The sequence below is a fragment of the Kribbella sp. NPDC049174 genome (genome assembly GCF_043197365.1).
In the GTDB taxonomy this organism is placed as follows: Bacteria; Actinomycetota; Actinomycetes; order Propionibacteriales; family Kribbellaceae; genus Kribbella.
The window spans coordinates 242837-256797 of record NZ_JBICSZ010000009.1 but is presented as its reverse complement, the minus strand read 5'-3'; the positions used below and the strand labels follow the sequence as shown (position 1 = coordinate 256797).

Genomic DNA, 13961 nt, shown 5'->3' with positions numbered 1-13961 from the left:
GGACGTGCGGTCCTACTCCGTGAAGGCGGCCAGCTCCTTCAGCAGCGCCGCCTTCGGCTTCGCGCCGACGATGGACTTGGCCAGTTCACCGTTCACGTAGACGTTGATGGTAGGGATACCCGTAACACGGTAGTTGCTCGGGGTGACCGGGTTCTCGTCGACATTCATCTTCAGGAAGGTGAGCTTGTCGCCGTGGTCCTGGTTCAGCTCCTCGAGGATCGGGGAGACCTGGCGGCACGGCCCACACCACTCGGCCCAGAAGTCCACCAGTACGGGCTTGTCGCTCTTCAGCACGGTCTGGTCGAACTCGGCGTCGGTGACGGCCTTCATCTTCTCGCCCACGGGCGTATCTCCTTCAGTGGTTGGCAGGTTCAGACGGTGACAGGCTCGGTGGCCGCGGCGGCGGCCGCGGTCGCCTCGTGCTCGAGGGTGGCCAGGAAGCGCTCGGCGTCCAGGGCGGCCGCACAGCCGGTACCGGCGGCGGTGATCGCCTGCCGGTAGGTGTGGTCCACCAGGTCGCCGGCGGCGAAGACGCCGGGCAGGTTGGTCTCGGTGCTGTCCTCGCGGACCAGGACGTAGCCCTCCTCGTCCAGGCGCACCTGACCCTTGATCAGCTCCGACCGCGGGTCGTGCCCGATCGCGATGAACAGGCCGGTCAGCGGCAGCTCCCGGGTCTCACCGGTCTCGGTGTCCCGCAGTACGACGCCGGTCAGCTTGTCGTCGCCCTGGATCGCGGCGACCTCGGAGTTCCAGGCGAACTCGATCTTGTCGTTCGCGAACGCGCGGTCGGCCATGATCTTCGACGCCCGCAGCTCGTCGCGGCGGTGCACCAGCGTGACCTTCTTCGCGAACCGGGTCAGGAAGGTGGCCTCCTCGACGGCCGAGTCGCCGCCGCCGACCACCGCGATCTCCTGCTCACGGAAGAAGAACCCGTCACAGGTCGCACACCAGGACACGCCGTGGCCGGACATCCGGTCCTCGTTCGGCAGGCCGAGCTTGCGGTAGCCGGAGCCCATCGCCAGGATCACCGTCTTGGCCTTGTGCTCGGTGCCGGCGGAGTCGGTGACCGACTTGATCTCGCCGGTCAGGTCCATCGCGACGATGTCGTCCGCCACCAGCTCGGCGCCGAAGCGCTCGGCCTGGGTGCGCATCTCGTCCATCAGCGCCGGGCCCATGATGCCCTGCGAGAAGCCGGGGAAGTTCTCGACCTCGGTCGTGGTCATCAGTGCGCCGCCGGCGGTGACGGATCCCTCGAACACGAGCGGCTCGAGGCTGGCGCGCGCGGCGTACACGGCAGCCGTGTAACCGGCCGGGCCGGAGCCGACGATGATGACGTTACGGACTGTGGAGTCGCTCATGCAGGCGTTCCTCGTGTCGTCGAGACATTGGTACGTCGTACTCAACGGATCCTAGAGGCCGACCATTCCCACGGTACCCACCGCCAGGCCGGGACAGAGCAGCGGCGTCTCAGCGATTGCGCAGGGTGATATTCGTGTCGTAGAACGGGGAGGCTGCGCGGCCGTCGCTACACCCGGTGACCGCGAAGATCTGGATGTCCCGGGGTGAGCCGCCCTGGAGCCCGATCAGCACCGCCCGCTTGCCGTCGACCTTGGCCGGCTGCACCAGCCGGACCACCGGGTTCGGCCGCCCGGAGGCGAAGGCGCGAGCGCAGGACTTCTCCGCGTCGGAGCCGTTCAGCAACGGTCCGTTGGTGCTCTCCAGCCACTGCTGAGCGTCCGGGCCGACGTCCTTGGCCGACAGCGACGGGATGCCGCTCGGCAGGACGGACGGACCGATCCCGGCCGAGCTGTCGGCGGCCTGGTCCTTGGTGGCGATGACCACACCGACGCCGATCCCCGCCACCACCACGACCGCCGCGGCCGCGCTGAGCAGCTTCGGCAGGTGCCGGTGCGGCTGGTCGCGGATCTGGACCAGCGAGTGCACACCCACGGTGGACGCGCGCAGCACGGACTCCGACACGATGACCTGGTCGAGGTGCTCGGCGATGTCGGCCGGCATCGGAATGTCCGCCCGGCCCTCCTCGGCGAGGTCCTCGGACAGTTGTGTCAGCGCGTCGAACGTCTGCTGACACTCGGGGCATGCCTTCACGTGTTCACGAGCGCGATGCGCCTCGGGTGCGGGCAGCAGGTTCTCGATCAGGTCGGCGATCGTGTCCGTGTCCAGGTGCTCGAGGTGCTCACTGGTCGGCAGACCGGAATCGGTCATCGGGAACTCGCCCCCTCACAGGAGGTGCCCGGGATCGGGCGCAGAGTGGTCATCGGAGTACTCCGGGTCGAGGCATGAAGGTCAGGTCGCAGGTAGGCGACTTCGCTTCGACGGGGTACCCACTCATTCGGTTCCCACCGCTTCCGCCGCGGTTTTCGCCGGTACGTCGGCCTCCTCGGAACCACCCCGGGTCGTCTGCCAGTGCCGGAGCAGGGGCAGCAACCGGGCCCGGCCACGGGCGCAGCGGCTCTTCACCGTACCCGGCGCACAGCCCAGGATGGCGGCCGCTTCCTCGATCGAGTAGCCCTCCATGTCGACCAGGACGAGTGCGCTGCGCTGATCCTCGTTGATCTGCTTGAGCGCGTTCAGCACGTCCAACCGGCGTTCGCGGATCTCGGCCGGGTCGTCCTCGGACGGACCGGCCAGCTCGGCGGCGCGATCCTCGTCCTCCGGCAACGGGTCGGCGGCGCGGACCTGGCGGCGGCGGATCCGGTCCAGGCAGGCGTTCACCACGATCCGGTGCAGCCAGGTGGTCACCTTGGCGTCACCGCGGAACGAGTCGGCCCGGCGGAACGCCGAGATGAACGCCTCCTGCAGGGCGTCGGCGGCCTCCTCCGGCTCACCCAGGGTCCGGATCGCGACCGCCCACATCCGGTCCCGGTGCCGCCGGACCAGGATCCCGAACGTGTCCGGGTTGCCGGCCACGTGCAGCCGGAGCAGCTCGTGGTCGTCCATCTGGTCGTAGCTCACCGGCCCAGCATGCTCCGCAGGCAGGGCAACGGGGTCAGCCGCGCCGATCCGAGTGATATCCGACGAGGTCATTTCTGGATCGTGACCTCCGAGATCTCGCCCCGGTACTTGCTGCCGCTTTCCTTCGGCAGCTCGGTCAGCCAGACCATCACGTACCGCGTCTCGGTCGGCTTCGACAGCGTCAGCGTCGCCGTGCCTTCGGGCTGCTCCTCCTCCGTCGCGACCGCGGTCCAGCCGCTGGTCGTGGTCGGGGACTTGCTCGTGTCATCCTTCGGCACCATCACCTGCAGGCTGGTGCCGTCACCCCTGAGGGCCACCGCCACCTTGGACACAGTGGTCGGTGCGCCGAGGTCGTAGACGATCCCGACGCCGTCCTTCAGCCCGCCGAGGTTCGGCTTGTTCCGGTACGACATCGTCGTCCAGGTCGTACTCGGCTTGCCGTCGTAGGTGTTGCCCACGTCCTCGGGGTGCTCCTGGCCGTCGCCCGGCGGCGGGTCGAAGCTCTTGGCGCCGACGATCTTGGCCGGCCCACCGGTGGCCGACGGCGTCGTACTGGTCTGCGGGGCGGTCTTGTCGCCGCCGGCATCGTCGGTGCCCTGGTCGCTGTTCATCGCGCCCTTGAGCAGGAACTGGGCCATCGCGATCACCGACAGCAGGGCCAGGACGGCGAGCAGGATCAGGATCCGGCCGCCCCACGAGCCCTTCGGCTTCGGCTCGTCGGGCCGGCGGCGGTGGCCGTTGCCGTTCGGCGGCGGTGGCGCCTGGCGGCGGACCGGACGTGTCTCGGCCGCAGTGGAGTACGCCGAGTGCTCCTGCCCGTTCGACTGGTACGCCGGGGGCGTCGGGTCGAGCGCGGGCGGTGGCGTCGGCGGGACGATCTGGGTGGCGTCGTCGACGCTGCCGTTCTGCCGGGCGATCGCGACAGTCTCGTCCATCTGGCTCGGCGGCTCGTGCGAGCTGCCGACAACCCCGGACAGGGCGGCGGACAGACCGGCCGCGCTCGTGATCGGCGGTGCGTGGTGGCGCGGCGGGTTGCTGAGCAGCCGGTCGCTGATGTCGTCCAGCGAGCGCGGCACGCCGGCGCGCACCTGACGCGGGCTCAGGAGCCGGCCGTGCTCCACCGGAGCGGGCTGCAGCCCCCACGCCGGAGCCGGGCCGGGCCACCGGCCGGTCAGCGAGGCGTAAAGCAGTTCACCGAGCGCGCGGACGTCATGCTCGGGCGAACCCGGGCCGGTCGAGCGCAGCGCCGCCTCGGTGGCGAGGCCGACGACCTTGATCGCTCCGGCGTCGGTGACGACGACGGTGGCCGGACTGATGGAGCCGTGGGCGAGGCCGGTGCGGTGCAGGTTCTCCAGCGCTTCGGACACCTCGCGGGCCAGCCAGCCGGCCTGCTGCCCGGTGAGCGGGCCGCTGCTGAGCATCCGCTCGAGCGGGCGGCCACCGGCCCATTCGCGGACGCAGTACGTGACGCCATCGTGCATGTCGCAGTCGAGCACGCGGAGGAAGCGGGGGTCGGCCGCTGCGGCAGCGCGCCGGGCGGCGTCGAACAGGAGGTTCGTCCGCGGGTCGCCGACCGGCAGGACATCCACGACGACGGCCCGGCTGAGCACCTCGTCCACTGCTCGCCACACCCGCGCACCGTCGATCTCCGCGAGTAACTCGGCGATCCGGTAGCGGCCGGCGAGCAGGGCACCAGGACTGACGGTCTGGTTCGACACGGTGTCTCTCGCCCTCCTCGATGCACTGGTCGGCCTGCGTCTGGCGCTCCGGACCCGGTCGGCGGGGGTCCGGTGCGATCAGTCGGCGGCCCGATCGCAGCCCCCATGCTAGTGCCTCGTCAAGAAACGTTCGGCACCTCTAGCGGCGGTCCAGACGCCCGCTGGCGGCGTTGTCGTCGTCGCGCAATGCTCCGCATTGCTCTCCTCCTCCGCCTTGCCATCGAACGACTGGGCCACCGCTAGAGGCACCAACGTTCCTTGACGAGGCACTAGTGCCCTCCTGACCGGACAGGTGGTGCACGAGTGCACAAGCCGATCGGTTCAGCGGCGGCCAGGGAGTTTCGATGTGACCATCGACACCACGTCGTTGACCTCGTGGATCCGGAGTACCCGCGCGATCCCGGCGTACACGGGCAGCATCACGGCTGCCGCGACCGCGAGTTGGAGCAGGGCGCCGACCGGTCCGGACCAGTCGACGGCCAGGTCCAGGAGCCAGAGCGCACCCCGGGCGACGGCGACCGCGACCACCGCGGCGATCACCATCGCGAGCATCGGCAGCCCGATCCCCGCGCCGTGCACCCGGGGGACCTTGCGCCGCAGAACCGACCGGGACAGCAGTACGGCGACCAGGTACGCCAGCGCGTACGCCGCACCCAGCACGACACCGCTGAACCGGAGGTGCTCCGCGTCCAGCAGCACCCGGACCCCGATCACGGCGGCCGCGATGTTGGTCGCCGCGATCACACACTGCAGGAAAAACGGTGTGCGAGTGTCCTCGAACGCGTAGAACGTGCGCAGCTGGAAGTACTGCACGGTGAACGGCACGAGGCCGAGCGCCAGCGTCATCAGCGTGTACGCCATCAGCGTCAGGTTGTTCTTACCGGAGCCGTAGCCGGCGATCACCGTGACGATCGGATAGGCGAACGCGATCATCGCGGCGGCCGCCGGTACGACGATCGCCAGCGTCTGCCGGATCGACCGGGCCGCGAGCCGAGACACCTCGGTGACGTCTCCGTCGGCCGCGAACGCCGACATCTGGGGCAGCGCGGCCGTCGCGAGCGAGACAGTCACGATGCCGTGCGGCACCAGGACGATCAGCATCGCCGTGCTGTACGCGAACAGACCCGCCTTCGCGCCGGCCTCGTCCGACGCACTACCGGCGATGGCGAGCCGCGTGACGACCACCAGGGTTACCTGGTTGACCGCGACGAACAGCACGGTCCAGATACCCAGCCTCGCGGTGTGACCGAGGCCGGTGCCACGCAGACCGAACTTGGGCCTGTACGTATGCCCGCTCGCCCTCAGGTACGGGAGCAGCACCAGCAGCTGTACGGCGATTCCGAGTGTGTGCCCGAGTCCTAGCAGCAGCTCCTCACCATGGCTGTAGGTGGCCGGCGGGTCGCCGGTGCGGTAGACCAGCAAGAACACCACGATCGACGCGCACGCGACGACATTGTTCGCGATCGGCGCCCACATCATCGGGCCGAACCGGCGCCGCGCGTTCAGCACCTGGCCGACCAGCACGAAGGCGCCGTAGAAGAAGATCTGCGGTAGGCACAACCGGACGAACATCACCAGCGACGCCCGCTCGGATGCCCGGGACGGGTCCTTCAGCTCCTCCGGCGTGTACAGCCCCGCGATCGCGGGTGCCAGCAGCACGCACCCGACCGTCACGACCGCCAGCACGACGAAGCCGAAGGTCAGCAGACGGTTGGTGAAGTCCTGGCCGCCGTCGTCGTGGTTCTTGATCGCCCGGACCAGCTGCGGCACCAGCACGGTGTTGAACACGCCGCCGGCCAGCAGGATGTACAGACTGTTCGGGATGGTGTTCGCGGCGGTGAAGATGTCGCCGCGCAGCGCGGTACCGATGGCGGCCGCGAGCAGGGCGATCCGGACGAATCCGAGCAGGCGGGACAGCACCGTTCCGGCTGCCATCACCGCCGCGGATCGCAGGGTGCGGTCAGCCATCCTTCGAACCGACTCCTTCTTTCAGGGACGCGTCCACCGGCGCATCGGGGACGGATTCCGGTACGCCGGTCGCAGCCGAGTTCACGGGGCCGGTACCGGGCTCCGGGTCGATCGGCGCGGGGTGCAGCGGGTCGGTGGCCGGCTCGGCCGGTGCCGGGCTACGCCGCTCGGTCCGGATCCGGCGATAGATGCGGACGAACGACGTACCGAAGAGCAGCGCGCAGGCCGCGCCGACCAGGATCCAGCCGACACTGCCGTACTGCGCGGCCTCGATCACCAGATCCTGGGAACGGCCGACCGGACGGCCCGAGGCGGTGATCACCTGGGCGTTCGCCCTGATCAGACCGTTCTGCTCCGCACTCGCCTCGATCAGGTACGTCGCCTTCCCCCGCGGCGGCAGCACCTTCGTCTGCAGCGGCTTGATCCGCAGGTCGGTCCGGTTCGCCGGGGTCACCACGATGCCGACCCGGATCGACTGGTCCAGCTCGTTCGAGATGGTCAGCGGGAAGGTGCCCTTGCTGCCGGCCAGGTTCACCTTGATCACCCGGTGCTGGCCCTGTCCGACACTCGAGTTGACCAGGGACACCTTGGCCAGCTGCTGGTTCACCGATCCGGTCTCGATCGCGGTGAACTTCTGTGCCTCATCGGCGAACCCGCGCCAACTGTTGGACGCGGAGCGCAGCAGCGCGCGCTCGATGTTCTCGTCCATGTTCTCCGGCACGTCCAGCAGGTTGCGGTAGGTCAGGGTGGCGTCGTTGAGCTGCTTGACGGCGTCGACCTGACCGCTGGTGAGCGCGGGGTTCGACCGGGGTGCGTTGGGTGCCTTGGTGGTCAGCGGCCTCGGTGTGGCCGTGACGATCTGGTTGACGTCGGTGGGCGCGATCCACGGCAGCAGCTCCAGCTCGCCGGCGATCGCCGCGGTCGCGCTGCCCTCGGCGTCCCAGCCCCGCGGCGGCAGCGCGACGACCGACACGGGCGTCGTGCCGCCGGTCGCCAGCAGGGCGGTCTCGGCGGCGAAGCGCTGCCGGACCTGCAGCGGATTCTCGGCGGTGCCAGGGTCCGGACCGCCGGTGGTGAGGGCCGAGTTCGCGATGACGGTGCGGACCGCGGTCTTCGGTCCTTCCGGGGTGAGCACGTTGTAGACCGGTGACGGGCTCAGGGTCGGCCGTTCGCCGGTCACCCAGGACGAGCTGCCGACCAGGTTCAGGTCCTGGTCGGTCGAACCGCGGAAGCCGGACGAGGCCGCGGCCAGGTAGCGGCTCCGGGCCGCGCCGTTCTCCAGCCACAGCCCGTTGGTCTTGAAGGTGGCCGGGACGGTGGAACCGAGGCCCAGGTTGTAGCCCTCGCTGGCCGCCCGGGCGTCACCGACGATCTTGCTCACCGGGTCCTTGCTCAACGGGTCGCTGGCGTCGATCAGGCTCGCCACGTCCGGATCGGCGTACGGGAGCAGGACGACTTGGGCGCCGCCGGCACGGCTGACGTCGAACTCCCGCAGCCAGGCGGCGACGACCTTCTGCCCGGTGCCCGGTGTCGTCTGGTTGTCGTCGCCGACGACGACGTACCCGTCCTCGATCTTGCGCGCCTCGTCGAGCATCGCGGGATCGACGAGCCAGGTGACCTTGCGGGTCTTGCCGAGCGCGAGCAGCCGGCCGAGCGGACCGTTGGGCGCCATCGACTGGGCCAGCGAGTCGTTCGCGAACCTCTGCCCGCCCAGCTGGGTCGGCCGATGGCGCAACGGGATGACGAGTGCGGTGTTCACCTTGCGGGTCAGCGGCTGGGCGCCGATCACGGGCATCAGGGTGCGGGCACGGCCGGCGGTGACCCGGTCCGTGTTCTCCCCGTCCGGCTGTCCGCGGAACTGGACGCCGACCACGTACGCGCCGGTGTCCTTCCTGATCTGCCACTCGTTCCAGGGAACGGTCAGGGTGAACTGCACCGACGCCTTGGGCGCCAGCGGGGCTCCGAACTGCTGGAACGTGCCGGACTCGAACGTGGTCAGCCGCTTGCAGCTGTCCCGCTCGCTCATCGGCACGTCTTGCTCGGTGGAGACGGCGGCGATGTCGGCATTGGTGACCAGGCGCTTGCGGTCGATACACGCCAGCGCCTGCGGGTCCCGGAACGTCGTGTCGCTGGTGTTCGTGACCCGGCCGGTGATCTGGACGGAGTCGCCCGGCTTCGGCGCGACCGGGCCGAACGAGTCGATGGTGACCTCGACGACCGGGTCCTCCACCGGCGCCGCGGACGTCGGCGCCGTCCCGAGAACCGCTGCCGACGCAGCGATCAACAGGCCCGCAACCGCCGCAGCGGAGAGCCTCAGTCGCCGTCTCAACACGCCGTCACCGTAACCTAGTTTCCCGTGTCACCATTCGCCGACCAGGCAGCCTCCGCCGGATCGTTGTCCGCCGTCCAGCAGCGGGCGGTCCAGGCGCTGCTGCAGATCGCTCCCGTGGTCGATGAGCTCGGTGCCCGCTTCGCCGGCGCCGGGCACGAGATCGCGCTGGTCGGGGGTCCCGTCCGGGACATTCTCCTCGGCCGGGGGAGCAAGGACCTGGACTTCGCCACCTCAGCGCACCCCGATGTGATCGAGCGGTTGCTGTCCGGCTGGGCGGACCACGTCTGGGACATCGGTAAGGCCTTCGGCACGATCGGTTGTCGCAAGGGTGAGTGGATTCTGGAGATCACGACGTACAGGTCGGAGTCCTACGATCCCACCTCGCGCAAACCGGAGGTCTCGTACGGCGACAGCCTCGAGGGCGACCTGGCCCGGCGCGACTTCGCGATGAACGCGATGGCGGTCCGGCTGCCGGCCCGCACGTTCGTCGACCCGTACGGCGGGATCGCGGACGTCGCCGCCCGGACGATCCGGACGCCGGGCCGACCGGAGGACTCGTTCTCCGACGACCCGCTGCGGATGATGCGGGCGGCCCGGTTCGCCGCGCAGCTCGGGTTCACCCCGGATCCCGCCGTGGTGGCGGCGATGACCGCGATGGCCGAACGGATCACGATCGTGTCGGCCGAGCGGGTCCGCGACGAGCTGATCAAGCTGGTCTGCTCCGATCACCCGAGGATCGGCCTGGACCTGCTGGTGTCCACCGGGCTCGCCGAGCACGTGCTGCCCGAACTGCCCGCGCTCCGGCTCGAGCGGGACGAGCACCACCGGCACAAGGATGTGTACGAGCACTCACTCACCGTCCTCGATCAGGCCATCGATCTGGAATCGCGTCTGTCTGTTCCGACGCCGGACTTCGTCGTTCGGTTCGCATCGCTGATCCACGACATCGGCAAACCGAAGACCCGGCGGTTCGAGGGTGCCGGCAAGGTGACGTTCCACCACCACGACGTGGTCGGCGCCAAACTGGCCCGGAAGCGGATGAAGGCGCTCCGGTTCAGCAACGAGCAGATCGACCAGGTCGGCAAGCTGATCGAACTGCACCTGCGGTTCCACGGCTACGGCACCGGCGAGTGGACCGATTCCGCCGTCCGGCGCTATGTCCGCGACGCCGGCGATCAGCTCGACCGCCTGCACGTGCTGACCCGCGCCGACTGCACCACCCGCAACAAGCGCAAGGCCGACGCGCTCCGGTCCGCGTACGACGACCTCGAGGCCCGGATCGAGCGGCTGAAGGAACAAGAGGAACTCGATGCCCTGCGCCCCGATCTGGACGGCAACCAGATCATGCAGATCCTCGGCATCCCGCCGGGCCGCGAGGTGGGTCAGGCCTACAAGTTCCTGATGGAGCTCCGGCTCGACCAAGGCCCGCTGGGCGAGGACCAGGCCCGCGAGGAACTGCTCCGCTGGTGGTCCGAGCGCGCCTAGATCTCCTGCGCGGGCACGGATGCGTAGGCCTTCGCGATCACGTCGGTCGACGGCGGCTGCGCGTCGTACGTCGTGGTGCCGATGCCGGTGGTGATCGCCGCGACGGGGAGTGCGGGGTCGATGGAGTTGGTCAGGTAGGCGGCGTCGTACGTCCCGAGGTCGGTCAGCTGGACCGGGGTTGTGGTGTAGGCGTCGAGACCGCGCTGGAGGGTCAGTTGCCGGATGCCGGGGAGGACCGGGGCGGACGGGAAGACGATCGTGGTGCCGCGGGCGAAGCAGATGTTCCAGATCGACGCTTCGGAGATCTCACCGGTCGCGGTGTGGAAGAGGGCGTCGTCGTACCCCTCGAGTTCGGCCTGCCGGCCGTAGTACACGAGGTCGAAGGTGCCGGTGTGCTTGAGATGCGGGACGGCCCGCTCGTGCTGGAAGGCGAGCAGTCGCAGCGGTCGTACGCCGGGATCGATCGGTGGGCTGACGCGGATCAGCAAGTTGGGCTCGGCGTCGTCGGAGCCGAACGCGTTGACGCGGATCGAGACGTCGCCGGAGCCGGCGTGGTCGAGGGCGGTTAGTAGATAGGTGCGGACACGGTCGGCGGACACGGGACGGCCGAAGACCTCCCGGGAACTGCGGTCGAGGCGGTCGAAGTGCAGGTCGAGACCGTCGACCAGCCCGTCCCGGACCTGCATCGAGGTGAAGTGCCCGTAGCTCATTGCTCTGAGCAACCCAGGGTCGATGGTTCGCAGAGGTACGCCGTTCAGCAGTAGCGACTCGTTCACGGTCCCAGTCTGGCCTGCCCGTTCTGGTCTACCCTCGCGCTGTGGACGTCTTGAGCATCATCGGGTGGGGCGGCTCCGCGCTGGTGGTGCTGTCACTGCTGCAGACCCGCATCCTGCGACTGCGCGTGCTGAACCTGGTCGGTTGCGTGATCCTGGTCGGCTTCAACCTCGCGATCGGGGTCTGGCCGATGGTCGGGATGAACGCCGTCCTGGGCGTCATCAACGTGGTCCACCTCTGGCGGCTGCTCCGGCACCGGCACGACCAGGCCGAGTACGAGGTGCTGCAGGTCAACGGCGACGACGCGTACCTCGGCCACGTGCTCGCGTCACATCACAAGGACATCAGCCGCTTCAACCCCGGCTTCGCCGCGAACGACAGCCCGTACGCCTTCCTGGTCCAGCACGGCGACCGCACCGTCGGTGTCGTCCTCGCCCACGACGCCGGCGACGGCCGCGCCCAGATCGACCTCGACTACGTCCTGCCCAAGTACCGCGACTTCACCCCCGGCGAATTCGTCTACCGCCGCAGCGATGTCTTCACCGACCACGGCTTCCACCAGGTCCTCGCCCCACCCCGCATGCGCGACTCCGCCCCCTACCTCACCAAACTCGGCTTCCACCCCTCCGGCGACGCCCTCGTCCTCGACCTGCCGAAGGGCTGAGGACAGCCCAAGGCCCGGTCGGGAGACACACTCCGCGGACGCCTTCTCGCGAGAGAGACAAGTTTGAGAATCACACTTATAATAAGTACAGTTATCAAACATGCGGAAGCCTGAGCGTATTTTCGCACGTGACGAGGAGTGGGGTCATCTGGTCCGGTTCGCGAGCCGGACCACGGACCAGCCTCGATTGGGTGTCGTCAGTGGTCGGCGGCGACAGGGCAAGACGTATCTGGTGCAGGCGTTGGCCGAACAGACCGGCGGAATGTACTTCGGCGCGACCGAGGCGACCGAGACCGAATCTCTCGCGCTGTTCGCCGCCGCGGTAGGGACACATCTCGGCTCGCCGTCGCCGCCTCGCTTCGACACCTGGGACGACGCGATCCGGTTTCTGTTCTCGATCGACCCGTCCAGTGGGCCCTTCGTGATCGACGAATTCCCATACCTGAGCAAGGTTTCGCCCGCCCTGCCGTCGATTCTGCAGCGGGAGATCGATCAAGCCGCTTCCGCCGGCCGCCGAACCAACCTGCTGCTGTGCGGATCAGCGATGTCGGTGATGGGCGGGCTGCTGTCAGGCAGTGCCCCGCTACGTGGTCGGGCGAGCCTGGAGATGGTCGTCCGCCCGTTCGACTATCGACTCGCCGCCAGGTTCTGGGAACTGGCGGATCCACGGTTGGCCGTACTCGTCCACGCGGTGGCCGGCGGGACTCCGGCGTACCGGCGCTTCGTTGACAATGACATCCCCGCCTCCGTCGAGAACTTCGACGAGTGGGTTCTGCGAACTGTGTTGAGTCCGGTCAATCCGCTCTTTCGTGAGGCGCGGTACCTGCTCGAGGAGGAGATGGAGGTCCGGGACAGCGCCCTGTACCACTCCGTGCTCGCGGCAGTTGCTGCAGGCAACAGTACGAGAGGCGGCATCGCGAACTACGTGGGCCGGAAATCGACCGACATCGGTCACCACCTCACGGTGCTCGAGGACAGTGGCCTGCTACGACGCCAGCAGGATGTCTTCCGCTCCCGTCGCTCGATCTATCAAGTGGCCGAACCGCTGGTCGTGTTCTACCAAGTGGTGATGCGGCCGCAGTGGGGATTGCTGGAAAGCGGTCGGGCACCGAATGTATGGGAGGCGGCTCGAGCACGGTTCTCCTCACAGGTCGTCGGACCGCATTTCGAGCAACTCTGCCGGGACTTCGCCCTCGCGGCGCCGGCAGGTACCTTCACCGAGCTACCCGGGCATATCGGTGCCGGGGTGGTGCCGGATCACAGCAGGCAGAGCCAGATCGAGGTCGACGTCGTCGTGCTCGCACCCACGGTTCCTGGGCAGCGGCGCAAGATCTTGTCCTTGGGGGAAGTGAAGTGGGGCGAGGTGATGGGCCGACGCCATGTCGAACGGCTGGAGCGGGCGCGGCAGTTGCTCTCGCGGGACTACGACACCTCGGAGACGATCCTCGCCTGTTACAGCGGGGCCGGCTTCGAGCCTGACATCGATCCGGCCGTTCTGACGGTTGGCCTCGACGACCTGTACGCGGTCGGTCCCTAGGCCAGATCCTTGGCGAAGCAGAGGGAGGCGGCTTCGTTTTCGAAGGGTGGGTATGGCGGGGTGGGGAGGTAGCCGTGGTTGGTGTAGAGGGCGATGGCTTCTACCTGGAGGGTGCCGGTTTCGAGGCGGAGGCGGGTCAGGCCGGTGGCGCGGGCCTGGGACTCGACGGCGGTCAGGAGGATGCGGGACAGACCCCAGCCGCGCGACGACGGGTCGACGTACATGCGCTTGATCTCGCCGACGCCGGGGGAGACGGGCTGCAGGCCGACGCAGCCGACCGGGGTGCCCTCGAGGAGGAGAAGGGTGAAGGAGATGTCCGGGTGCAGCGCGACCAGCGGCTGGTCCTCGCCGTACATCGCGCCGAGCTCGGCCTGTTGGGCGGTGGTCAGCGCCACCACAGCGGGGTCGGTGCCGGGAACCGCGCGCAGTTCCACTCCCTCGATCAGCTCCAGTGTCATGCTTCCAGACGGTAGCAATCTGGCATGACGCTCCTGTTTCGTCTTTCTC

The 13961-nt window shown here is 68.8% G+C and carries 12 protein-coding genes; 3 read left to right on the top strand and 9 right to left on the bottom strand.

All coding sequences use genetic code 11. The annotated features are described in order from the left end of the window. Positions 1-12: 12 nt before the first annotated feature. From trxA to ACGFIF_RS35395, 7 genes are all read right to left on the bottom strand, one after another. Positions 13-342: a thioredoxin gene (trxA, locus tag ACGFIF_RS35425; RefSeq protein ID WP_393160485.1), complete on the bottom strand. Its 330-nt coding sequence runs from the start codon at positions 340-342 to the stop codon at positions 13-15. A 29-nt stretch (positions 343-371) separates the two neighbouring features. Then, positions 372-1358 carry a thioredoxin-disulfide reductase gene (gene trxB, locus ACGFIF_RS35420; protein WP_393160483.1) on the bottom strand — a complete coding sequence of 329 codons (987 nt, stop codon included), beginning with the start codon at positions 1356-1358 and terminating at the stop codon, positions 372-374. A gap of 109 nt (positions 1359-1467) precedes the next feature. Next, positions 1468-2226 carry an anti-sigma factor family protein gene (locus tag ACGFIF_RS35415; protein WP_393160481.1) on the bottom strand — a complete coding sequence of 253 codons (759 nt, stop codon included), beginning with the start codon at positions 2224-2226 and terminating at the stop codon, positions 1468-1470. Positions 2227-2349: 123 nt separating this feature from the next. After that, positions 2350-3048, bottom strand: coding sequence for an RNA polymerase sigma factor SigM (sigM, locus tag ACGFIF_RS35410; protein ID WP_393160479.1), 699 nt, complete (start codon positions 3046-3048; stop codon positions 2350-2352). Beyond that, on the bottom strand, positions 3045-4694 hold the full coding sequence (locus ACGFIF_RS35405; protein ID WP_393160477.1) for a protein kinase family protein: 1650 nt from the start codon (positions 4692-4694) through the stop codon (positions 3045-3047). Before ACGFIF_RS35405 ends, sigM begins: the two co-directional genes overlap by 4 nt. 321 nt (positions 4695-5015) lie before the next feature. Then, the gene (murJ, locus tag ACGFIF_RS35400; RefSeq protein WP_393160475.1) at positions 5016-6662 is read right to left on the bottom strand and encodes a murein biosynthesis integral membrane protein MurJ; all 1647 of its coding nucleotides are present in this window, start codon (positions 6660-6662) and stop codon (positions 5016-5018) included. After that, positions 6655-8994, bottom strand: coding sequence for a DUF6049 family protein (locus tag ACGFIF_RS35395; protein WP_393160473.1), 2340 nt, complete (start codon positions 8992-8994; stop codon positions 6655-6657). Before ACGFIF_RS35395 ends, murJ begins: the two co-directional genes overlap by 8 nt. Positions 8995-9018: 24 nt before the next feature. Between ACGFIF_RS35395 and ACGFIF_RS35390 the strand changes: the two genes are divergently transcribed. After that, complete coding sequence (locus ACGFIF_RS35390) at positions 9019-10479, top strand: CCA tRNA nucleotidyltransferase (RefSeq protein WP_393160471.1); 1461 nt, start codon at positions 9019-9021, stop codon at positions 10477-10479. Here the strand turns inward: ACGFIF_RS35390 and ACGFIF_RS35385 are convergent. Beyond that, positions 10476-11255 (bottom strand): aminotransferase class IV, encoded by a 780-nt coding sequence (locus ACGFIF_RS35385; RefSeq protein WP_393160469.1) that lies wholly within the window; start codon positions 11253-11255, stop codon positions 10476-10478. The two genes, ACGFIF_RS35390 and ACGFIF_RS35385, sit on opposite strands and share 4 nt — an antisense overlap. A gap of 41 nt (positions 11256-11296) precedes the next feature. Between ACGFIF_RS35385 and ACGFIF_RS35380 the strand changes: the two genes are divergently transcribed. Next, positions 11297-11917 carry a hypothetical protein gene (locus ACGFIF_RS35380; protein ID WP_393160467.1) on the top strand — a complete coding sequence of 207 codons (621 nt, stop codon included), beginning with the start codon at positions 11297-11299 and terminating at the stop codon, positions 11915-11917. Positions 11918-12017: 100 nt separating this feature from the next. Beyond that, positions 12018-13454: an ATP-binding protein gene (locus ACGFIF_RS35375; protein WP_393160465.1), complete on the top strand. Its 1437-nt coding sequence runs from the start codon at positions 12018-12020 to the stop codon at positions 13452-13454. Here ACGFIF_RS35375 and ACGFIF_RS35370 read toward each other — a convergent pair. After that, positions 13451-13912: a GNAT family N-acetyltransferase gene (locus tag ACGFIF_RS35370; protein ID WP_393160463.1), complete on the bottom strand. Its 462-nt coding sequence runs from the start codon at positions 13910-13912 to the stop codon at positions 13451-13453. The genes ACGFIF_RS35375 and ACGFIF_RS35370 overlap by 4 nt on opposite strands. Positions 13913-13961 lie beyond the last annotated feature (49 nt).

What these genes read in the sequence shown, in the direction of transcription:
- sigM (WP_393160479.1), bottom strand. Translation starts at nt 3,048, where the DNA reads ATGACCTCGTCGGATATCACTCGGATCGGCGCGGCTGACCCCGTTGCC.
- ACGFIF_RS35415 (WP_393160481.1), bottom strand. Translation starts at nt 2,226, where the DNA reads ATGACCGATTCCGGTCTGCCGACCAGTGAGCACCTCGAGCACCTGGAC.
- murJ (WP_393160475.1), bottom strand. Translation starts at nt 6,662, where the DNA reads ATGGCTGACCGCACCCTGCGATCCGCGGCGGTGATGGCAGCCGGAACG.
- ACGFIF_RS35370 (WP_393160463.1), bottom strand. Translation starts at nt 13,912, where the DNA reads ATGACACTGGAGCTGATCGAGGGAGTGGAACTGCGCGCGGTTCCCGGC.
- trxB (WP_393160483.1), bottom strand. Translation starts at nt 1,358, where the DNA reads ATGAGCGACTCCACAGTCCGTAACGTCATCATCGTCGGCTCCGGCCCG.
- ACGFIF_RS35375 (WP_393160465.1), top strand. Translation starts at nt 12,018, where the DNA reads ATGCGGAAGCCTGAGCGTATTTTCGCACGTGACGAGGAGTGGGGTCAT.